Origin of the sequence: Mucilaginibacter sp. (assembly GCF_039207105.1) — a bacterium.
Classification (GTDB): domain Bacteria; phylum Bacteroidota; class Bacteroidia; order Sphingobacteriales; family Sphingobacteriaceae; genus Mucilaginibacter.
Window position 1 is genome coordinate 23,892 of the sequence record NZ_JBCECK010000030.1, and the last position, 22,344, is coordinate 46,235.

Annotated in this window: 23 protein-coding genes; 10 read left to right on the forward strand and 13 right to left on the reverse strand. The window is 40.4% G+C overall.

Annotation, left to right across the window (positions count from 1 at the left end):
- Positions 1–94: 94 nt before the first annotated feature.
- Complete coding sequence (locus tag AAGC65_RS08790; RefSeq protein ID WP_343112066.1) at positions 95–2,788, reverse strand: GH92 family glycosyl hydrolase; 2,694 nt, start codon at positions 2,786–2,788, stop codon at positions 95–97.
- A 186-nt stretch (positions 2,789–2,974) separates the two neighbouring features.
- On the opposite strand from AAGC65_RS08790, the gene AAGC65_RS08795 reads away from it, so the two are divergent.
- The 5 genes from AAGC65_RS08795 (at position 2,975) to AAGC65_RS08815 (ending at position 7,148) form a co-directional block, all read left to right on the forward strand.
- Positions 2,975–3,358: a hypothetical protein gene (locus tag AAGC65_RS08795; protein WP_343112067.1), complete on the forward strand. Its 384-nt coding sequence runs from the start codon at positions 2,975–2,977 to the stop codon at positions 3,356–3,358.
- A gap of 62 nt (positions 3,359–3,420) precedes the next feature.
- Entirely contained in the window at positions 3,421–3,825 is a 405-nt protein-coding gene (locus AAGC65_RS08800; RefSeq protein ID WP_343112068.1) for an EVE domain-containing protein, read from the forward strand.
- Positions 3,825–4,961, forward strand: a complete 1,137-nt coding sequence (locus AAGC65_RS08805; protein WP_343112069.1) for a carbohydrate-binding family 9-like protein — start codon at positions 3,825–3,827, stop codon at positions 4,959–4,961. Before AAGC65_RS08800 ends, AAGC65_RS08805 begins: the two co-directional genes overlap by 1 nt.
- Positions 4,962–4,975: 14 nt before the next feature.
- Positions 4,976–6,058, forward strand: coding sequence for a family 10 glycosylhydrolase (locus tag AAGC65_RS08810; protein WP_343112070.1), 1,083 nt, complete (start codon positions 4,976–4,978; stop codon positions 6,056–6,058).
- A 106-nt stretch (positions 6,059–6,164) separates the two neighbouring features.
- On the forward strand, positions 6,165–7,148 hold the full coding sequence (locus AAGC65_RS08815) for an aldo/keto reductase (RefSeq protein ID WP_343112071.1): 984 nt from the start codon (positions 6,165–6,167) through the stop codon (positions 7,146–7,148).
- Between the two features lie 120 nt (positions 7,149–7,268).
- On the opposite strand, the gene AAGC65_RS08820 is transcribed toward AAGC65_RS08815, so the two are convergent.
- From AAGC65_RS08820 to AAGC65_RS08865, 10 genes are all read right to left on the reverse strand, one after another.
- The gene (locus tag AAGC65_RS08820; RefSeq protein WP_343112072.1) at positions 7,269–7,718 is read right to left on the reverse strand and encodes a MarR family transcriptional regulator; all 450 of its coding nucleotides are present in this window, start codon (positions 7,716–7,718) and stop codon (positions 7,269–7,271) included.
- Between the two features lie 89 nt (positions 7,719–7,807).
- Positions 7,808–7,981, reverse strand: coding sequence for a DUF5522 domain-containing protein (locus AAGC65_RS08825; protein WP_343112073.1), 174 nt, complete (start codon positions 7,979–7,981; stop codon positions 7,808–7,810).
- Position 7,982: 1 nt separating this feature from the next.
- Positions 7,983–8,921, reverse strand: a complete 939-nt coding sequence (locus tag AAGC65_RS08830) for an MBL fold metallo-hydrolase (RefSeq protein WP_343112074.1) — start codon at positions 8,919–8,921, stop codon at positions 7,983–7,985.
- Entirely contained in the window at positions 8,921–9,517 is a 597-nt protein-coding gene (gene coaE / locus AAGC65_RS08835; protein ID WP_343112075.1) for a dephospho-CoA kinase, read from the reverse strand. The genes AAGC65_RS08830 and coaE overlap by 1 nt, the downstream gene beginning before the upstream one ends.
- Before the next feature lie 94 nt (positions 9,518–9,611).
- Positions 9,612–10,559 (reverse strand): YbbR-like domain-containing protein, encoded by a 948-nt coding sequence (locus tag AAGC65_RS08840; RefSeq protein WP_343112076.1) that lies wholly within the window; start codon positions 10,557–10,559, stop codon positions 9,612–9,614.
- Between the two features lie 172 nt (positions 10,560–10,731).
- A complete protein-coding gene (gene yajC, locus AAGC65_RS08845) occupies positions 10,732–11,061 on the reverse strand; it encodes a preprotein translocase subunit YajC (RefSeq protein ID WP_343112077.1) in 330 nt (109 codons plus the stop codon).
- Positions 11,062–11,075: 14 nt separating this feature from the next.
- Positions 11,076–11,540 carry a DUF1573 domain-containing protein gene (locus tag AAGC65_RS08850; protein WP_343112078.1) on the reverse strand — a complete coding sequence of 155 codons (465 nt, stop codon included), beginning with the start codon at positions 11,538–11,540 and terminating at the stop codon, positions 11,076–11,078.
- Positions 11,541–11,551: 11 nt separating this feature from the next.
- Positions 11,552–12,499, reverse strand: coding sequence for a transcription antitermination protein NusB (locus AAGC65_RS08855; RefSeq protein WP_343112079.1), 948 nt, complete (start codon positions 12,497–12,499; stop codon positions 11,552–11,554).
- 49 nt (positions 12,500–12,548) lie between these two features.
- A complete protein-coding gene (locus tag AAGC65_RS08860; RefSeq protein ID WP_343112080.1) occupies positions 12,549–13,634 on the reverse strand; it encodes a Glu/Leu/Phe/Val dehydrogenase in 1,086 nt (361 codons plus the stop codon).
- 123 nt (positions 13,635–13,757) lie between these two features.
- The gene (locus AAGC65_RS08865; protein ID WP_343112081.1) at positions 13,758–14,111 is read right to left on the reverse strand and encodes a hypothetical protein; all 354 of its coding nucleotides are present in this window, start codon (positions 14,109–14,111) and stop codon (positions 13,758–13,760) included.
- A gap of 186 nt (positions 14,112–14,297) precedes the next feature.
- Between AAGC65_RS08865 and AAGC65_RS08870 the strand changes: the two genes are divergently transcribed.
- Positions 14,298–16,088: an ABC transporter ATP-binding protein gene (locus AAGC65_RS08870; RefSeq protein WP_343112082.1), complete on the forward strand. Its 1,791-nt coding sequence runs from the start codon at positions 14,298–14,300 to the stop codon at positions 16,086–16,088.
- A 130-nt stretch (positions 16,089–16,218) separates the two neighbouring features.
- Complete coding sequence (locus AAGC65_RS08875; protein WP_343112083.1) at positions 16,219–16,551, forward strand: DUF3276 family protein; 333 nt, start codon at positions 16,219–16,221, stop codon at positions 16,549–16,551.
- A 225-nt stretch (positions 16,552–16,776) separates the two neighbouring features.
- Here the strand turns inward: AAGC65_RS08875 and mgtE are convergent, their stop codons facing one another.
- A complete protein-coding gene (mgtE, locus tag AAGC65_RS08880) occupies positions 16,777–18,147 on the reverse strand; it encodes a magnesium transporter (protein WP_343112084.1) in 1,371 nt (456 codons plus the stop codon).
- A gap of 275 nt (positions 18,148–18,422) precedes the next feature.
- On the opposite strand from mgtE, the gene ychF reads away from it, so the two are divergent.
- Both ychF and AAGC65_RS08890 read left to right on the forward strand, forming a co-directional pair.
- Positions 18,423–19,526 carry a redox-regulated ATPase YchF gene (gene ychF / locus AAGC65_RS08885; RefSeq protein WP_343112085.1) on the forward strand — a complete coding sequence of 368 codons (1,104 nt, stop codon included), beginning with the start codon at positions 18,423–18,425 and terminating at the stop codon, positions 19,524–19,526.
- A 38-nt stretch (positions 19,527–19,564) separates the two neighbouring features.
- Positions 19,565–20,020: a nuclear transport factor 2 family protein gene (locus AAGC65_RS08890; RefSeq protein WP_343112086.1), complete on the forward strand. Its 456-nt coding sequence runs from the start codon at positions 19,565–19,567 to the stop codon at positions 20,018–20,020.
- Between the two features lie 77 nt (positions 20,021–20,097).
- On the opposite strand, the gene AAGC65_RS08895 is transcribed toward AAGC65_RS08890, so the two are convergent.
- Positions 20,098–21,522 (reverse strand): MATE family efflux transporter, encoded by a 1,425-nt coding sequence (locus tag AAGC65_RS08895; RefSeq protein ID WP_343112087.1) that lies wholly within the window; start codon positions 21,520–21,522, stop codon positions 20,098–20,100.
- 39 nt (positions 21,523–21,561) lie between these two features.
- Between AAGC65_RS08895 and AAGC65_RS08900 the strand changes: the two genes are divergently transcribed.
- Positions 21,562–21,687, forward strand: coding sequence for a hypothetical protein (locus tag AAGC65_RS08900; RefSeq protein ID WP_343112088.1), 126 nt, complete (start codon positions 21,562–21,564; stop codon positions 21,685–21,687).
- Positions 21,688–22,344 lie beyond the last annotated feature (657 nt).

Sequence of the window (22,344 nt, forward strand, 5' to 3'; positions counted from 1 at the left end):
ATTATAGATCATTCAGATTTCGTTAACTATCAAAATTTCGGTTCGTCAAAATTTGAAATTTATGCCCCGCTCTCAGCGGGGCTTTTTTTATAAATTATTTTGTACCCCATTGTTTATTGGGTTTTGGACCAAGCCATAAAGCCAGTTCACCACCTTTTGCAAAATCGGTATGCCTGAACCAGAAGTGAGTGAGCGGTTTTCCGTTTAAGGTAGCTTTCTGAATGTACATGTTTTGGGCTGAATTGTTGTAAGTTTTGATCTTAAAATGTTTACCTGAGTAATACCTGGAATCAAGCTTAATAGTTACCTCATCAAAAACAGGACTGGTAATATCATAAACCGGGTCTTTACTTACATTACCCTGTAAATTAAACAAACCAATCATCATCAAAGAACTTACGCCACCCATTTGTCCCTGATCTTCATCGGAGCCACCATAGCCTAAATCGGGTGATACACCACCATAGGCCTGTTCCTGAACCTTCCGTACCCAGTATTGTGTAAGCCAGGGTTGGCCCGCGTAGTTAAATACATGCGCATCTGAACAGCCTGGCTGGTTGGCATAACTGATATATCCTTTACCATAATCGAAAACAAAATCGCTTTCACGTGATTGCTCAAAGGCATAGTTAAGCTTATCGCAAAGTACATTGTTCCCGCCCATTAATTTAGCTAAACCTGCAATGTCCTGCGAAACACCCCAGGTAGCCTGCCATGCGTTGGCTTCAATCCAGCCTTCGCCGCTCAAGGCATCGGTATGTATAAATTGTCCTTCCTTGTTTTTGGGGAATAGCAGCTTTTGTTTAGGTTCAAATAAGTTTTTCCAGCCCGAAGCACGTTTCATGAAAAAATTATAATCGGCCGTTCGGTTTAGTTTGGCTGCCATTTGCGCTGCGGCATAATCCTGAAAGGCGGCCTCAATGGTGATACCGGCATTATTTGGCCAATAACCCTTTTCGGTATAAAATTCAATCTCCTCCTTACTACCCAGTACACCGCCCGGCAGCTGGTTACGTTTAATAACATCAAAAGCATTACCTGCATCAATTTTTGTAAGTAAACCTTTCTGAAATGTACTTACAATAAGGTTGGTGGCCGGGCAACTTGTCATAATAAACGTATCACCTCCACCAACAGGGCCGCGGGGGAGTAGTCCGCCATCATTGGCAAATTGTACCATCGAGGCCGACATATCGTCCTGAACTTCGGGCCACGCCATACCCCATAATACATTCAGATTCCATTGGGTAAGCCAAAACGCATCCGAATTATACATGCCAAATTTGGGTTTACCATCGGCGTTTTTAGGAAGTGTTCTTACCTTAAATGAGCCATCTGTTGCCTTGGCTTTAGCAGGCCCGGTGCGGTCGGCATAATCTCCGGATATATCATTATTCAAGTGGCGGCCCAGCAATACATGCCACAGGTTGGTATAAAACTTTTTGCGTTGATCAACGGTTCCGCCTTTTACATCTATTTTGCCCAGCCAGTTGTTCCAAACCTGGAGGGATTCATTTTTTACTCCGTTAAAATCCCAACCGTTGCATTCCTGCTTCAGGTTATTGCGGGCATTTTCAATGCTGGTGTAGGAGATGGCTATCTTCATTTGTAGCTGCTCGCCTGCTTTAACATCATATTGAGGAGCTATGCCTGCATTATCGCCTTTGATCTCTTTAATATCGTTGAATAGTTTTTTGTCATCCCAGGCATTTAATGTTTTAAAGGGCTTATCAAATTCTACCACAAAAAATACTTTTACATCTTTAGGGCCGCCCCATAATCGCCCAACATCACTAAATGAGCCCTCGTAACCATTATTGCCGGTTTGCTTAACCTCGGCATGGGTCATGGTAGTGCCGCCAATGTAACCGCCCAAGTTGGTAATTATCTGGGCTTGCATATTTTGGGTATAAGTAAAGCGGTAAAAACTTACCCTATCAGTAGCTGTTTGCTCAACCCAGGTACGATGGTCACGCAGGAAATTACGCTGGTAACCGGGTTGCACAATTTCATCGTCATGACTATATAGCGATTGCCAGGCGGTTTCGCCTCCTGTTGGATCGATACTGGCAGGAGCCGGCATAATTTCCAATCCGGAAAGACTCCAGTCGTGAATTTGACCGTAACCCAGTATATGATCTTCATTATATACATAACCACCGCCCCATTGGTTTTTATTGCGGGTATGCGGGGCAGCACTGATCATACCGAAGGGGCGGCAGCCGGTTATAAAAAAGAAATATCTACCGCGGTTCGTTTCAATATAGGGGTCTACCCATGATACATAATCGTTATATTGTTCAGGAGCATTGAATACCTCGATTTCCGAAAAGCCAAGATCTTTACCGTCACCGTCGGTTGTTACAAATTTTACCCAGCTTATTTTCTTCGGTTTAAAAGTGACAGCTTTGGCTGCACCATTATTCGGTATCTGATCAACCCAGATCACTGATCCATCGCTGAATACTAACTTACCGCTGGCGGTATACTCTTTCAGACTTGGCCTGTCATACAATACCACACGATTAACAATTTTAGGGTCTTTCCAGTTGAGCTGTATCCAGGGAAATTTTACATAACCCCAGGATGCTGTTTCACCTTCGCAGGCCCATTCACCTTTATTTTCAATACCAATAACGCCGTCGGTAATGTTAGCCGGATTATACTCCTTACTCAAAGTTGATGAAGCAGTTACCGTGGCTTGTGGCGCGATATTGTAAGATTCAGATTTGGCGCTAAAAAAGCAAATAGCCAGCAAAGCGGTAAGTAGTGCGGGTTTGAAATTCATAATTGGGGCAGTATCGGTTAATAATGAATGGCTGCAAATAAAAATAAAGTTTATTTGTAGATATGTACAAACATATGGAATTGTTTAAAAAATTAAAATGATTAATAAAGATAATTATGACAAAGGATTAACGGGCAGTATTTACCATTAATAAGTTTTTACCATAATTTAGGCGAAAAAATACTAATGAAAAAATTGATTCTTTTATTCGTTTTAATAACTGGCATAAGCACACTAACATATGCGCAAAATGCGTCACCTGTATTTAATGCAAATAAAGACGCTGTAACTTACCTCGGGCATAAGATTTCTATCAATTCGGAGTTGAAATTGCTATATGGCGCCAAGCCTGATAAAGGTTTTGTATTTGCTTATTCAAACCTGATAAACAACCAATTGTCTGCAGGGTATGCTAATGAGATAGTAGTTGTTAAAGAGCTAAAAGAAATGAATGGTAAATTGTACGCCAGCGGCACATTTAAAACAGTTACCGGAATACTAAACAGTAAAACCTGTTTAATTGATATACAAGGCGCTATTGACTGGAAAGAAATACAGGTTGAGTTATAGGTTTCAGCTCCTTTTTCGATGCTTTTTAACATATTTACATCTATAAAATTCAAGAATAATTTATGCAACATTGGTTAGTAAAATCAGAACCATTTAAATACAGTTGGGAAAAGTTTAATCAGGATGGCCGTACCTTTTGGGATGGTGTACGTAATTACCAGGCCCGCAACAACCTAAGAGAAATGAAAGAGGGCGACCTGGTGTTATTTTACCACAGCAATGAAGGTAAAGAAGTTGTAGGTATAGCCAAAGTAGTAAAAGAAGCCTACCAGGATCCGACTACGCAAGACCCGAACTGGGTGGTGGTTGATCTTTCACCGATTGAAACATTGAAAAAGCCGGTAACCCTTGAGGTGATCAAAGCCGATGAGCAATTGAAAGATGTAGGCCTGGTTAAACAAGGTCGTTTATCGGTAATGGGTTTAAAACGGGAAGAGTTTGACCGCATATTAGAACTGGGCAGTTAATGAAACTATCTGAAAGTTTAAGATCGGGCCTGTCTTTTATAAAGGCAGGCTTAATTGTATCAGTGGTTTTTATATCGGGCGAGGTTAAGGCGCAGGATGCTTTTAAAGGGCTGGAAAATTTATTTACTGTTCCAGATGGCTATGTGGTCAATCATACTTCAAAAGCTCCGGTTATTGATGGCGATATTGATGAAAACATATGGCAGCAAGCCAGGTGGACTAACGATTTTGTTGATATAGAAGGTGACTTAAGGCCTAAACCCACATTGCAAACCAATGTTAAAATGCTTTGGGATGATAGTTGCCTGTATGTGGCGGCCCGCTTGCATGACCCGCAGGTTTGGGCAAAGCTCAAAAATCACGACGATATAGTTTATAGGGATAATGATTTTGAGGTATTTATTGATCCGGCAAATACCGCGCACAGCTATTACGAAATAGAGGTTAATGCCTTAAATACCATTTTTGACCTCTATTTAAACAAGCCATACCGTAACCAGGGGCAGGCTATAATAGGTTGGGATGCACCGGGATTGCGTTCGGCCGTTAAAATTCAGGGGACATTGAATAACAGTACCGATACGGACAAAGGATGGACGGTTGAAATGGCTATCCCTTTTAAAGCTATCAATCCCGGATTTAAAGCTGCCATTCCTGAACATGGAACTGTATGGCGTATTAATTTTTCAAGGGTTGAATATGATACGAAGGTTGAGAACGGTCAAAATATAAAGCTGAAGGATGAGACTACCGGCCGTGATTTGCCCGAACATAATTGGGTATGGAGTGCCCAGGGAGTTATCAACATGCATTATCCTGAACGATGGGGTTACTTGTTGTTTAACAATCAACCTAATGGCGATGAAAGGTACGAAATGCCCTATGCAGAGTTACAGAAAAAGTATTTATGGCTGGTATATTACCGGCAAAAAGAGTGGTTCAAGCAAAATCATGAATACGCGCAAACACTAAAAGAATTAGGTATAGAAAGTGGTTATAACATTTTAAAAAAATTTAATAACTTACAGGTTGAAGCCTCAAAACACCAGTTTTTAGCTTCAATTAGCACTGATGAAAGCAATACATTAACCTATACCATCAATCAGGACGGGTTAGTGGAGACTGTAACAAAATAATCACTTAAAATGTAATGAATAAGCGCGAATTTTTAAAAGCCGGTTTGTTGGCAACCGTGGCTTCGCAAATACCTGTAAAAAGCCAGGCTTCGGCCATAATAGCGGGTAAAAAAAAGAAAGTGATCAAAAACTGGATCTGGATCAACCCTAATACGAAAGATACCGATGATGATCTGAAAGCCAACTACTCGGCCTATAAATCAGCTGGGATAACCGGAATATTTTTTGAAAATGATAGTGAGCGCCATTTTCGCGCGGCAAAAGCACACGGCATAGAAGCACACCGCTGGATATGGACTTTTAATCGTGCCGAAATGGTTACCCAGCACCCTGAATGGTACAGCAAAAGCCGTAATGGCGATTCATGTGCTGATAAACCACCTTATGTACAATATTACCGTTGGCTTTGCCCATCGCGCCCGGAGGTAGAAAAATACCTGACCACTACGGTTGATGAGATTTTAGCTAAAGATTATGTAGATGGCATCCACTTGGATTATGTGCGTTATTGTGATGTGATACTACCTGTAAACCTTTGGGATAAGTATAAAATTGAACAAACAAAGGAGTTGCCAGAATATGATTTTTGCTATTGTGAGGTATGCCGGGCCAAATTTAAAGAACAGTATGGGAAGGATATTAAAGCCATACAATACCCAGATGCCAGCCTTTCGTGGCGCCTATTCAGGTATGGTAATATTATCAGGGTGGTAAACAGTATTTCTGCAGTGGCGCATCAGCATAAAAAGCCAATTACGGCAGCCGTGTTTCCCACGCCTGAAGTGGCGCGCCGGAATGTGCGGCAAGACTGGACAAACTTTAAGCTCGATGGTGTTTGCCCGATGATATATCATGGTTTTTATAAAGAAAACGTAAGCTGGATAGGTGATGCCGTAGCGGAAGGCATTCATTTTTTGGATGGTAAATTTCCCTTGTATGCAGGTCTCTATCTGTCAGATTTTAATAATGATGAAGAAGTTCGTTCAGGTATACAGTATGCCTTGAAGAATGGCGCTTCCGGCGTGTCTTTTTTTGGAAAGGTAACACCAACTATTCTGGATATTTTAAAACAGGAGACAGGTGATCTGAAAGCCTGATAACAGTCATTTAAGTAACAGATAGTATATTACAAAGCCGTTTTGATTGTCAAGGCGGCTTTGTACTTTTACAGGCATAACAATATTGCCAAAACACTACCATTTTATGAATTACAGAGATTTTAAAGGAACCGCTATTGCCGAAGTTGGATTAGGCACCTGGCAGCTCGGCAGTGCCGACTGGGGGAATGTGAATGAAGATGAGGCTATAGAGATATTAAAAGCCTATACCAGCGCGGGCGGAAATTTTTTAGATACTGCCGACGTATACGGTATGGGCGTAAGTGAAACCGTAATAGGCAAGTTTCTAAAAACGGTTGAGCATCCGGTTTATGTAGCTACCAAGCTGGGCCGCAGGGGTGATGCTCCTAACGGCTGGCCGCAAAACTTTACTTATGATGTTATGAAACGTCATATTGAGGATTCGCTTAAACATCTGGATGTTTCTAAACTATTTTTAGAACAGTTGCATTGCATACCAACCGAAGAAATGCGTTCAGGTAAAGTATTTGATCATTTACGTAGCTTGCAACAACAAGGCCTGATCAGTCATTTTGGCGCCAGTGTTGAAACATCAGAAGAAGCGCTTATTTGTTTGGAGCAGGAGGAATTGGCTTCATTGCAAATCATCTTCAACTTGTTCAGGCAGCACGTTGCGGAGGAAGTATTTGCTAAAGCGGCAGAAAAAGGTGTAGCCATCATAGTAAGGGTACCATTGGCCAGTGGTTTATTGGCGGGTAAGTTTAATGCGCAAACCCAATTTGCCCCAAATGATCATCGTAACTACAATGCTAACGGCGAGGCCTTTAATAGCGGCGAAACATTTTCTGGTATTGAATTTACGGAAGGGATAAAGCTGTCAGAAAAAATTAAGGCATTGCTGCCTGATGGCCCTATGCCCCAATGGGCCCTCAGATGGATATTGGATTATCCGGAAGTTACTACGGTAATACCCGGCGCATCAAAAGTAGCCCAGGTTAACAGTAATGTGGAGGCTACAAAATTACCACACCTATCTATAGAAACGCATCAGCAATTAAAAGAGCTGTACGATGCGGAGATCTATGATAAGATAAGAGGAAGTTTTTAATGACGTGTGTTATATAACCTTGTCATGCTGAGCGTAGCGAAGTATCTGTTATTGAACTATTCATGTCTTATAATAGATGCTTCGCTACGCTCAGCATGACAAATTTTTGTTGCTCAGATATTATCCTCTCAACTTATCGAGCAGGTCGCTCAGTATAGCGGCATCATCTTCGCTCAGGTTGCCCTGGAGTATCTCTTTTGCTCTGAATTCCTCGTCCATTTTTGCTAAAATAGCTAAGCCCTGATCGTTGATGCGTATGTCAACGGCCCGCCTGTCTTTGTTATTGGTACAGCGCGAAACCAGTTCTTTTTGTATCAGGCGGTCAACAATACGAGATGCATCTGACATTTTATCAACCATACGTTCCTTCAGCAGGTTTATGGTGGCCGGTTTTGGGTATTGACCTCTTAATATCCGCAGAATGTTAAATTGCTGTTGTGTAATGTTGTATTTATCAAAGTATGCTTTAAAGTAATTACTTAACCAACCGGCGGTGTATGATATGTTAACCGCTACTTTATGATAGTTATCCTCAAAGTTTGTGATTTGTATTTCGTCGTCTATCCGCATATATGTAACAATCAATAAGATGCAAATATGTTTAATTATTTTCAATTAGCGGTATACGTATTGTACACACCGGTTGCATTAATTTCACACTAATCACTATTATCCGTCGTCGGCCCGGTTGGTTTTTCGTTAGTTTTGCCGTAATTCCAGGGGCAATGCAGGCATTTATTTTTGCAGCAATAACCACGTTTCAGGTGATATTCTTTGGTGAAAACAAAGTTACCATCCTCATTAATATAATAATCGACCCCTTCCCGCAGCATTTTAATTTAGCAATTTTACAAAAACGTCATTATTAAAATGATTTTTTAAATGTTTACCATCACCGTGTAAAGTCCATATTTGTTTAGGTTGGGTACGGGCAATGGTTTCTAAAATATCATTCCAGTCTACATGGTCTGATATAAACAAAGTATCCTTGTGATTAACCTGTAGGTTTTTCCAGCCCGAAGCAAACAAGCGAGTAACGCCGGTGGCCCTAATGTAACTATCAAAGGTAAATGGCGGAACGATGTACACAAACTCATCCTGCACTTTCATGAGCTTACGGCCATATATCTGATGGGGCCCCAGAGCAAAGCCCATTTTTTGATAAATAGCATTAATAGGCATAATGCGGTGATGTACCAATATCTTTTTTTGCGGAGCGTATGTGCTGATGAGGTTAATAAGCCGCTGGCTTTTACCCAGGCCGTAGGCACCTAACAGTATATTGGTTTTTATAGCATTCAGCTTTTTTATTTCCTCAATAGGGTCGGGGTGTATAACAGCAGGGTCGGCAAAAGTACTTTCGGTGATCAGTACATCGGTGGTAACCCACTCAATGGGTTCGCAGGTATCATCGGCTTGCAGTTTATAGTCGCCGGTATACAGGTAACGGGTATCATTGTACTCCATTAATATTTGTGCCGAGCCCAGCATATGGCCGGCGGGTATCATGGTTATTTTTACCTGGCCAATGTTAAAAGGCTGATTATACTCTGTAATGTGAAATGCTTTAGCCGCAGTACGGTCATACCGAAGCTGCATGATACTGGCAGTTGCCCGTGTGCAATATACATCGTGATTGCCACTTACGGCATGATCTGCATGGCCATGCGTAATAATAGCCGTTTTAACCGGTAATTGGGGGTCAAGATAAAAATCACCGTATTTACAATACAGCCCTTTTTCATCTATCAGAACAAAATCGTCAAGTATCATTAATTTTTTGCGAGCGATAAGTATGATCTGTGCAGCTCAAGCACTTGCGGAATTACCAGTTGCCAATCATCATTTATAATGATGTCATTAGCCATTTGGCGTTTTTTATCTTCTGTAAACTGGCGGGCTTCCCGCTTTTCAACTTCTTCACGCGAAACACCGTCGCGCTGCATTACGCGGGCTATACGGTTCTCTAAAGGCGCGGATACCAGTAAGGTACGGTCGCACATTTTGTAGGAGTCGCTTTCAAACATCAAGGCTGCCTCTTTAATAATGTAAGGAGCGTGTTTAATGTGGAGTAACCAATTGTCAAAAGCCCGGAAAGTTGCCGGATGTACTTTAGCGTTCAATTTCCGGAGTTCTGCCTCGTTATTGAAAACAATGCCCGCTATGTGTTTCCGGTTCAGGGAGCCATCGTCAAAATAAGATTCGGCCCCGAAGGTTTGTTTAATAGCATTGATCAGGATCTGATCTGTAACCATAACTTTTTTTGCTTCATCGTCGGCATAAAAAACGGGTATACCTAAAAGTTCAAATACTTTGGCTACGGTAGTTTTGCCGCTACCTATGTTACCCGTTAAGCCTATTTTAAGCATTATTTTTTGTAGTTAGTATTTGTAGCAAGGATGTTTAGTGTTAAACGATAAGAGCTTTGTTCTTTTATCCAAAAATCTTTGCTCTGGCTATGCATTATTTTTTTATAATAAAATCAATATTTGCCGGACTTACCTTTACTATTTTACAATATGGCGGAACCCTGGTTAATTTAACCGGTAATGATTTGTAACCATGATCGCGCCAAAGGTCCAGATCGGCAGTAGCTTCAAATAGATCTTCGGTCATGTCCGGATACCTGTTCAGAGCGGTAGTGAAGGTTACTTTTACTTTTTGCGGAAACACCTTAACATTATCGTAGTTATGGTTATTAATCAGTTTAACCGGCAAATCAAGCGTTTTCTCGGTAAATTCATCAACCGGGATAATAACCTGTACTGTTTTGGGGTATACGTTTAAATTACCTTCTTTAACCGATTGCAGGTTTATCCTGGTATTAATAGTTTCGGTAACATCCTTCAACTGCAACGAATCGGTTTTCCATACGCTTATTTCCTTTAACCTTTCAGTAGGGCCGCTTACCGTAATATGTGCCGGCTTAATAATTATATTACCAGAAACCGCGAATTGTTTTTTGTATTTCAGGTTTAACATCAACTGCACCGGTACCTTCTTCACCAACCTGTTTGAGAAGTCAAAATATAACGTATCCGGATCGATTGATATTATTTGTTGGGTAATTTCTTTCTTGATGTTGATTTGCTTTAGCTGAGAGCTAAGCACCACATAATTGCGGTTTTCAAGCGTGGCCAGGTCAATGGTGATGGGTTTCCGCTCTTTGTTCATATTTGCAAACAGCATTTGCCAGCCTGTGCCTTGTACTGTAGCCTTAACGGTATCGGGCTGTAAGGAATGGAAAGCACGTTTCTGAGGGGCGTTTTTATAAGTTAGCACCTCCTGAACACCATAACTGTAAACATTAGATAGGGTAGTAAATATCCACGCCAAAACAGCAAGCGCCAAGCAGGTAAAAAATACCGATAGTCGCCTTCGTTCTGTTGCAGATAATTTTACTATTGCCATTTTTTAGATGAAAGATAAAGGATTAAAAGACAAAAGAGTTTTAAGATTAAAGGATAAAGGCGAAAGGACAAAGGTTTATACACCTCTTATCTTTCCGCCCTTTAATTTTCAGTTGAAGATAAAAACACTTGGTCTTTTATCTTTATTCTTTTCGTCTTTAATCAAACAAAAATTAGCTTTTTGCAGCTACCGGTGGGGTATTTAGCGCTTTTGAAGCATCTAAAGATATAGCCGATTTGTCAAAACGGATTTTACCGTTATCAACCTCAACCAAAAAAGTAGTTTCGTTTGAGTCGATAATGCGACCATGAATACCTGCCGTGGTTACTACCTTATCACCTTTTTTTAATTCCTCAACATATTTCTTTTGATCTTTTTGTTTTTTAACCTGAGGGCGGATCATAAAAAAGTAAAACACCACAATAATTAATACCATTGGTATTAACATGCCAAACTGGCTTGAACCACCTGCTGGTGCTTGTAATAAAATAGTTGCTATCATTTTAAATTAAATTGTTATTTCGTTAAAACTTCGCCAATTAAATGTACCATAGTTTGTGCCGGTACTGTGTTGGCGGTAATGGTTATTTGTTTATCCTGCAGGCCGCTTTTGCCAGCGCTGTTGAATACTACTTTAATTAAACCGCTTTCGCCGGGTTTAACAGGCGTTTTAGGCCATTCTGGAGTGGTGCAGCCGCAGGTTGCTACCGCATCGGTAATGATCAGTGGCGATTTTCCGTTGTTAGTGAATTTAAAATCGTAGCTTACTTTATCCCCTTGTTTAATTTTACCAAAATCATGGCTTTCTTTTTCAAATTTCATTAAAGGAGCAGTAGCCGCGTTGGCGGTGGTAGTAGCTGCAGTGGTTGGTTGCGCAGTGCTATCGCCGGTTGCGGCAGTTGATGATGTATTACCCTGGGTTTGGTTACAAGCCGAAAATAGCAGGCCTACAGCTACTATGCTTAAAAATAATTTTTTCATTGGTTCAATTATTATTCTATTAATCCTCTGCCTATTTTTTTGATTTTTTGCTCTGCTTTCAGATCAATTAAAATCTTGTCTAAGATACCGTTTATAAATGAATTACTTTTTGGTGTACTAAACTCTTTAGAGATTTCCAGGTACTCGTTGATGGTTACTTTAACCGGGATAGAAGTGAAGTTGATAAACTCGGTAATGGCCATTTTCATTAATAAAGTATCCATCATGGCAATACGCTCGGGTTCCCAGTTTTGGGTTTTGGCTGCTATCAGTTCCTGGTATGGTTTATCAAACCTGATACTTTGCGCAAACAGGTTAACCACAAACTCACGGTCTTCGGTCCAGTTGCCAGTAATTTCGGCAAGGTGGTTTTGTTTAGCATCTTCTGATGCAAAGTTTTTAAAGGTTTTAGCTATCAATGCCTGTAGTACGTCGCGGTCAACCGGCCAAAAAATAAACTTATCTTCAAAAACCTGTTCGGCCAATGATGATTTCAAAATTACTTTTTTGAAAATGAATTTAATGATGTCTTTGTCGGTTTGGATAGTATCATCTGTTTTTGCCAGGTATTCGGCATATTCAGGGGCATTTTTCAAGATAATGAACAACGATTTGGCAAGCTCGGGTTCAAAATGCCACTCTACTTTATACTTTTTTAAAGCAATTAAGTAGTCACGGTTATCATTAAGGGTAACAATAAACCGGTTGGTTAAAATTTTAAGATCAGCGTTAAGGTCCTCTTTTGTAGGCAGATGCTTATTAGCCCTTTCTTCGGCATCATTTGCCGCAAAATTGGCTACTTCCGAAATTAACGATAACATCCAGATATACATTTCATATACCTGATCTATGCCGTGAAGCATATTTTTCTCGTGTAGTTTGATGTCTTTGGTATCTGATTGATGGAATGCATACAATGCCTGTAATACCTTTACCCTTAGGTGCCTTCTATTTAACATGTGTAAGAACGATTTGATCTGCCTGTGCGCAGATGGTTAAACTATAATATTAATACGTTGATTTTACTTTTTTAATGTCCGCTATTCTTTTTTCGGCGATTTTATTTGCCGCGTTAATAGTTGATATGTTTTCTGATTTTGATAGTCTTAAAATGTTGCGCGTTGCCTCGTAAATATTTTCGGTAAGTTGCAGACTGCGTTTTTTGCTAAAGCTCATCAACTCCGAATAGCAGTTAATGATACCACCAGCGTTAATAACATAGTCGGGTGCAAACAATATACCTTTTTCAACCAGCATCTGGCCATGTGCTTCCTCATCCAATAACTGGTTATTGGCCGATCCGGCTATGATGCTGCATTTCAGTTTATCAATAGTTTGTGTATTTACGGTACCACCTAATGCGCAAGGAGCATAAATATCGGCATCAATATCAAAAATATTATTATTTGATACTGCCTGTGCACCATGTTTTTTAGCTATCTGGCCTACACGCTCCTCGTTAATATCGCTGATGTACACTTTTACATTTTCATCGCGAAGCAAACGCACCAAGTTTTCGCCCACATGACCAATGCCCTGCACTATAATTGATTTGCCGGTAAGGCTATCGCTACCAAATTGCTCTTTTACGCAAGCCTTAATGCCCATAAAAACACCAAGAGCGGTAATAGGGGATGGATCACCAGTACCGCCAATTGTTTCAGGAATGCCTGTAACATGTTGCGTCTCCATTCTGATGTATTCCATATCGCGCGGATTGGTGCCTACATCTTCAGCGGTAATAAATTCACCATTCTGATTTTTTATAAACCGCCCAAATTTACGCATCAGTGCCTCGGTTTTATCTTTGCGCGAGTCGCCGATGATTACCGAATATCCGCCACCCATGTTAAGCCCTGCTATAGCGCATTTATAGGTCATACTTTTTGACAGGCGCAACACATCATTCAAAGCATCAGCTTCGGTTTTGTATTGCCACATACGTGTACCACCAAAAGCGGGGCCGAGTGTGGTGTCATGAATGGCTATAATAGCTTTTAAATTTGTATCAGGATCACTGCAAAATACAACTTTTTTATGCCCGAAGGCGTCGAGCTGATTAAATATGGATTCTGGTTGTAGTTGAACGGGCATTAGTATACGGCAAGTAAAATGTTTTAAGGCCCGACAAAAGTATAGGTTTTTTTTATTCTGACCAAGTTTATTACGGTTGAAGTGTGTAATCAGCAAATCACCTAAGGTACAATTGAAACACCGTTAATCTAACTTAGTATTGCTGCTCCAGGATATAGCAACACCTGTTAATTTATTTATCTGTTCAACAGCATCTTGTACCTCGGTAATAGAAAGTCTTTTTTTGCCGTTGGCGATATAACTATAAACCCTGCCAGGTTTTTCAACGGTAATGTATCCAAGGTAGTCCGGATCATTATTAGCCACTAAGTGTAAATGGCTTTCTTTATTGATTTTTTGATTGGGGTTACCATTTTCTTTATCGATAAAAAAACTATAAGTAAGTGCAATATCTGTTTGACCATCAAAATGCGCAATATTATCGGCAATGGCCATAATATACCTTCCGGAGTTCAACATAAAAAAGAGAGGGCTCATGGTTGTAGGGTTGGTGATAATAATACCTATTTAATACGATATTGTTTCTATTATTTTATATAATAATTTTTATCAGGAATATAGGATTCTTACCGCTGTCAAACTTTCACCGCAAACACTTTCGTAACTTTTTAATACTTTTGATCTCCGGACTTTCAAACTTTCGGTTTCCGGACTTTCTGGCTTATGAAAGATCTCGCTTACCTTAACAAATTCTTTTATAAATACCGCTGGCGATTGATACCGGGTATTTTGTTTGTAATTATATCCAATATTTTTGCTGTGTTACCTGCCCAGGTAATTCGGGTAGCGTTTGATCTGGTAACTGAAAATATAGGAGCTTATCAGCTTTTTGCCGGCTTTAACAGGCAAAATATGATATATGACATTTTTGGCAGCAGCCTGATGTTGTTTGGGGCATTGGTACTGGTATTGGCTTTACTACGGGGGCTTTTTCTGTTTTTTATGCGGCAAACCATTATCCTGATGTCGCGGCATATAGAATACGACCTTAAGAATGAGATATACGAACACTACCAGTTGTTATCCCTTGCTTTTTATCGTCGCCATAACACCGGTGATTTAATGAACCGGGTAACTGAAGATGTAAGCCGGGTAAGGATGTACCTGGGGCCTGGCATTATGTATACCATTAATACCGTGGTATTATTTATGTTGGTCATATATGCCATGCTTACGGTAAATGTTAGGCTGGCCATACTTTCGGTACTGCCATTACCAATACTGGCAGGGATTATTTATTACGTCAATAATGTGATCAATTACCGGAGTGAGCAAATTCAGGAACGTCTCTCTGCCCTGTCAAGCTTTGTACAGGAAAACTTTTCGGGTATCAGAGTTATCAAATCATATGTAAGGGAAGGTTTTGTACGTAAAAACTTTGCAGCCGAAAGCGAGGATTATAAAACTCATTCAATGGCTTTGGTTAAAGTGCAGGCTTTGTTTTATCCTATCATGTTATTGCTGGTGGGGTTAAGCAATGTAATTACCATGTACATCGGTGGAGTTGAGGTAATGAAAGGCAATATTACCTCGGGCAATATTGCCGAATTTATTGTATACCTGAATATGCTTTCGTTCCCGGTTATATCATTGGGTTGGGTAACCTCACTTATTCAGCGGGCCGCGGCCTCGCAAAAGCGTATCAACGAATTTTTACAAGAAAAATCTGATATTGAATCGCCTAAAAATGCTTCTGCTCATATTGTTAAGGGAGCTATGGAATTTAATAATGTATCATTTACTTATCCGGATACAGGTATACAAGCATTAAAAAACATATCATTTTCAGTTGAACCAGGGCAAATGATTGCAATCATAGGCCGTACAGGTTCGGGGAAATCAACCATAGCTAATCTGGTTATGCGCATGTATGATACCACCGGTGGTAATATAGCTATAGATGGTGTTGATGTAAAACAGCTCGGGTTAGAGAACTATCGCTCGCAAATTGGCTTTGTGCCACAGGAGGTTTTCCTGTTTTCGGATACCATAGCCAATAATATAGCCTTTAGTGCCGATGTGTTGGATATGCCCGTTGTTGAACAGGCTGCAAAAGATGCCGCGGTATATAACAATATCATAGAACTGGAAAGCGGTTTTGAAACGCTGATCGGTGAACGCGGGGTAACTTTATCGGGCGGGCAAAAGCAACGTGTTTCCATAGCGCGCGCAATTTTTAAACATCCGCAGATATTGATATTTGACGATTGCCTTTCGGCAGTAGATACCCGTACCGAGGAGGAAATATTGAATAATCTGGGGCGGGTAATGCAAAATAAAACCAGTATTATTATAGCTCACCGTATATCGACCATAAAAAATGCCGATAAAATTCTGGTGATGGATAATGGCGAAATTGTGGAGCATGGCAACCACGAATACCTCATGCAGCTCAAAGGAACCTACTTTGAACTATACGAAAAACAATTGCTTGAAGAGGAAGAAAACGCGTGATTTTTTGGCAGAAAACTAAAAAAATGACGAAATTGTTTCAAAAAGTTCACGAAAATTGAATAAAGTATTGGCACTTTCAAATTTTGATTTATATTTATGCCAACCAAAACTAATTACAGGTATATTCATTATGGGAGATTTTGACAATAGAGAGCGCGAAGAGGTTTTTTCAAAGAAGGTGAGAGCCGGGAAGAGGACTTATTTTTTTGATGTAAAGGCAACCCGATCAAACGATTACTATGTTACTATAACAGAAAGTAAAAAACGGTTGGAGGATGGTGTTTTTATTAAGCACAAAATATTTTTGTATAAAGAAGATTTTGAAAAGTTTGCTGAAGGCTTAAAAGAAACTGTTGACTATATCAGGGCAAACCAGGAAGTTGTTGAAAAACGTTATGAGTATGGTGATAACTCTGAAGTTGCCAAAGCATCTGCGGATGAGGATTTCTCATTTGAGATATGAACAGAACAAATACTAAAGTAATATTATAAAGAAAAACCTGCTCATAAAGCAGGTTTTTTGTTTTTACAAGGAAGTTAACTATTTGTCAATTGCGAGGAGGAACGACGACAACGCAATCGCGAATGGTACATGGTTTATCTGTATTGTTGGCGATTGCCACACTGCGTTCGCAATGACAAAATTTAATTTATTCAAGTATTTTAATTTTATACTATCAAAGCCTATCTACAGCAACGTTCCCTGCATAACTATTACAGCAATGGTAAAGTAAATAATAAGGCCGGTAACATCTACCAATGTGGCTACAAATGGGGCTGATGAGGTAGCGGGGTCGGCGCCAAGCTTTTTGAGTATAAGTGGCAGCATGGAACCTGCTAATGATCCCCATAGTACAACACCTATAAGCGCGCAGCCTACCGTGAAACCAACCAATATCCAATGCGGCCCGTAAATGGGCGAAAACATAGTCCAGATGTAAATACGCATAAATCCTATCAATCCAAGGGTTAGGCCCAACATCAGGCCCGATAGCAGTTCACGGCGCATTACCCGCCACCAATCGGCTACGGTAACTTCGCCTAAGGCCATTGCCTGTATAATTAAGGTAGAGGCTTGCGAGCCGCTGTTGCCACCACTTGATATAATAAGCGGAATAAATAAAGCCAGTACAACCGCCTTTTCAATGGCTTTCTCAAAAAAGCCCATAGCCGTAGCTGTTAGCATTTCGCCAAGGAATAAAATGATGAGCCAACCTACACGTTTTTTTACCAGTGTGAACAGGTTTATATCAAGGTAGGGCTCATCCAGCGCTTCGGTACCACCAATTTTTTGGATATCCTCGGTATACTCTTCGTTGGCTATCCACAAAATATCATCAACGGTAACTATACCCAATAGTATATTCTCGCTGTCAACCACGGGCAAGGCCACTCGGTTATTCATCCTGAATACATTAATAGCTTCTTCCTGCGGGTCGCTGGCGCTTAAAGCTATCAGGCGGCCATCCATCAGATCGCTTACTTTGGTGTCGGGTTTAACTAATAGTATCTCCCGTATCCTGATATCGTCCAATAATAAACCATTCTCGTCAATTACATATATTACGTCAATGGTTTCGGAATTTTTACCATATCGCCTAATGTGCGACAGCACGCGGGTAACATCCCAGGTTCTTTTTACCGCAATGTAATCGGGCGTCATTAAGCGGCCAACGCTGTCTTCTTCATAGCCCAGCAGTGACAAGGCTTCCTTACGGTCTTCTGCTGATAAGTGCTGGATCAGCTTCTGAACAGCGTCGCCATGCATCTCGCTAAAAAGTGCCGTACGGTCATCAGGAGGTAACTCATTAATAAGGTCTGCAACTTTTTGTCCCGAAAGTTTTTTGATAATGCGCTCCTGCGTAGGGGAGTCAAGTATTCGGAAAACGTTAACCGCGCGGTTTAACGAGAGTGTTTCAATAAAGAGGGGGCCATGTTCGGGCAGTTCACCTATGAGCTCTTCAACGTCAGAAATATTAAGGCTGTTCAAATATTCCTGTAATTGGGCATTATTCTGCTGTTCCAGTAACAATTCTATTTGTTCAACCATTTCGTTCATAAAAGCTCCTCCTTGTTTTTACATCTTATTATTAATCTGTTTTGCTTTGTTTTAGCGTTGGCAAAAGTCGCTTATTTTTTCAAATTATAAGGCAAAATTTTCTGTTATCTTTGCGCAAATTTTAAATCATCATCTAATCAATAGTTGATAGTTTATTTTCCGTTGTTTAAGGCTCATTATTAAGGTTTTATAGCTTTTGTTTTGCTGTTGTTAAACAAGGTTTAACGATTTATGGTTTAGAGTTTAGTATTTAGAAATTTAGAGTTTTACAAAAAATGGGTTTACAATGTGGAATAGTAGGTTTACCAAACGTGGGTAAATCAACACTTTTTAATTGCTTATCAAATGCTAAGGCGCAGGCGGCCAACTTTCCGTTTTGCACTATTGAGCCAAACGTGGGCGTAATTACGGTGCCGGATGAGCGTTTAACGAAGCTTACCGAAATAGTACAACCAAAAAGTATAGTACCAAACACTATTGAAATTGTTGATATAGCCGGCCTGGTTAAAGGCGCCAGCAAAGGCGAAGGTTTGGGTAACCAGTTTTTGGGCAACATACGTGCTACAAACGCTATTATTCACGTATTGCGTTGTTTTGACAACGATAACGTGATTCACGTTGACGGATCTGTTGACCCGATCCGCGACAAGGAGATCATTGATACTGAGCTGCAGTTGAAAGACCTGGAATCGATAGAAAAAAAGATACAGAAGGTTGAAAAAATGGCCAAAACCGGTGGCGATAAAGAGGCTAAAAAAACCTTTGATGTTTTAACCGTATACAGAGAGCATATGCTTTCGGGCAAATCGGCCCGTACAGCCCCGGTTGCTGAGGAAGATAAAGAATATGTGGCCGACCTGTGGTTACTTACCGCAAAACCGGTGTTGTACGTTTGTAATGTTGACGAAGGTTCGGTAAGTACAGGTAACGCTTATGTAGAAAAGGTAAAGGCCGCGGTAAAAGAGGAAAACGCTGAAGTATTGGTTATTTCAGCACAAATAGAATCTGAAATTGCCCAGATGGACACTTATGAAGAGCGCCAGATGTTTTTGGAGGATCTTGGTCTTGCAGAATCAGGTGTAAATAAATTGATCAAAGCGGCTTATCGCCTGCTTAATCTGGCTACCTATTTTACTGCAGGTGTACAGGAGGTGCGTGCCTGGACTATCACCCAGGGCTTTAGCGCTCCGCAGGCTGCAGGTGTTATCCATACCGATTTTGAAAAAGGGTTTATTCGTGCCGAAGTAATTAAATACGAAGATTTTGTGAAGTTTAATGGCTCCGAAGCTGTAATAAAAGAAAACGGTAAGCTGGCTATCGAAGGAAAAACTTATATTGTGCAGGATGGCGACATTATGCATTTCAGGTTTAATGTTTAGTATTTACCCATACCGGTTAACCTAATATTAAAGCCTTTATGAAAAAACAATTTTTATTCAAAGCATTGATGTGCTTATTCATAGCATTCATTGTTAACATGCAAAAACCTTTGGCGCAAAGCTCAAAACTGATTGCCGAAGTAACGCAGGCTAACGAGCAGTTGCGCAAGGCTATGGTTGATGCCGATACCGTTACACTTGAAAAATTAGCTTCAAGCGAGTTAAATTATGGCCACTCAAGTGGTAAGGTGCAAAATAAAAAAGAGTTTATCGGTGATATTGCCACAGGCGCATCAGACTTTGTTTCTATCGACCTCACTGAGCAAAGTATTAAATTAGTTGGTAATACAGCTACCGTGCGTCATATACTTTCGGCTGCTACTAATGATAAGGGTAAAGGCCCCGGAACGGTAAAATTGGGCATATTGCTGGTTTGGATAAAAAACAAAGGGCAATGGCAATTGCTGGCCCGTCAGGCTGTAAAAGTGCCGTAACAAATAATAAGCTAAACAAAATAAAAGAGGGCTTGCCGATAATCGGTAAGCCCTCTTTTATTTTATTACGTCAGGTATTAAACCTTTGTTTTCTTCCATTTGCCCATTTTAAACAAGATGTATGCTCCAATAGTTAACCCGATCTCGGCTACGGGGATAGAAATAAAAACGCCTTTGGGCCCCATAGCAAAATACTTAGCCAGCAAATAGGCAAAAGGGATCTGGAATACCCAAAACGTAAACAGGTTAATTTTAGTAGGTGTCCAGGTATCGCCGGCACCGTTAAACGCGCTGGTAAATACCATGCCCATGCCATAAATAATAAAGCCTACACTTAAGATATTTAAAGATAGCGTAGCTACCTCTTTAACAGCCTCATCCTCTGTAAAAAAAGAGGCGAATAAATGCCCGCAAGTTAAAAATAATATGCTCACGACAGCTAAAAAGGCTGCCGCGTATCTTATAGTCTGAAACACAGATTGTTCGGCCCTGTCTATATGTCCGGCTCCCAGGTTTTGGCCTACCAGGGTAGCCGCCGCATTACTTAAACCCCAAACAGGTAACAGGAAAAACATCATAAGCCTCAATGAGGTTTGGTAACCTGCCGAACCTGCGTCGCCGCCTGTAGTGGCAACCAGCTCGGCCAGGAAAATCCAGCTGCAGCTGGCAATTACAAATTGCAAAACTCCTGGTGCTGCAATCTTTATAATGGCTTTAATTTGCTGCCAGTCTGGTATTAAATACCTTAAACGGATCTTTAAAATGTTTTTATCATTAAAAAGGTTATAAACCTGGTAGCTCACACCCAGGCTGCGGCCAATGGTTGTGGCTATAGCGGCACCAGTTAAGCCAAAGGCGGGTATTGGCCCCAACCCACGGATAAAGATAGGGCAGAGGATAATATTGGCCATATTAGCGATCCATAAACTGCGCATAGCAATAGCAGCATTACCTGCGCCTCTGAAAATGCCATTGATCAAAAACAGCATTACGATTACAATGCTGCCGCTCATCATAATGCGTACAAAATTGGTCCCATGATCGGCAGTTTCTGAAGATGCACCCATGAGCAGCAGAATATCGCGCGCATGTAAAAAGCCGGTAATGCTAATAGCCAGATTAATCACCAAAGCAATTACAATAGTTTGCATTCCGGCCTTTGCCGCTGCTTCTGGATCTTTTTCACCAATGCGGCGGGCCACAACAGCGGTTGCTGCCATGCTTAAACCAATAGCCAGCGAGTAAATTACGGTAAGCACAGATTCTGTTAATCCTACAGTTTGAATGGCAAGGCTGCTGTTTTTTAAATGTCCAACAAAATATAAGTCGACTAGAGCAAAAACTGATTCCATAGCCATTTCCAGCATCATAGGAATGGCTAACAAAACAATGGCTTTTTTTATGCTGATGGCTGTAAGATCAACTTCGCGCCCCTTGATGGCTTGTTTCAAAACCGAGAAAAAGGATGATACTCTATTTGATTTGGTAATTGTTTGTTGCATGGATAATAATTTTGGCCTATCAGGAATTAGCTATCAGGTTTGCACCATAAAAATAGCGAAACCATTGGTTTACAAAAAGACGGTATGGAGTTAGATACTATTATGGGTAAAATGTTACAGGCAAAAAATGTTGTTGTAACACCATTCAACAAAAAGGATAAATAGCAATAAAATGATTTAATCAAGAAATCTGCTTTTTAACTATGTAAAAAGCAGGTAAATACCTATATTTTTAAGAACTTTTATATAAATAATATGGAAAAAAATCGTTAAATTAACAACACCAATTAGTTTATGATTTGTCTTTATAGTGATGGAGACGCTGACCACATATATGTTCCAGTTAACTTTGGCCTTTATGGTAATCCAGGTCTGCATACCTCTTTTGATCATTTTTAGAGACCGGCACAAACCCAAAACTTGCAGCAATTGCACCGACCTAAACCAGGTGAAGTTTGATGAAAACGAACATCAGCATTTTCTGCAGGAAATAGATTCTATTTTAAATATTAATCACATATCGCATTGTGATGAGTAGGGGTATAGGAAAGCCCTACTTGTTATGTTTTTTTAGATAATAAAGTCATTAATCCGAGTTTTGCCAGTAAGGTTATATTTAAATTGCTGATTACCAGATGTTCATTGGTGTTCACGGCTGTTCATGGCGTGTGAACGTGAACACTTTAGGGAGGTAGTAATTATAGCAGAGAGCAGGTTCGATTTATGCTTAAAAAAAACGTTCGCAAGTGTTTCAGTACTTGCGAACGTTTTGTGCTCCCGACGAGATTCGAACTCATATCGATGGTACCGGAAACCATAATT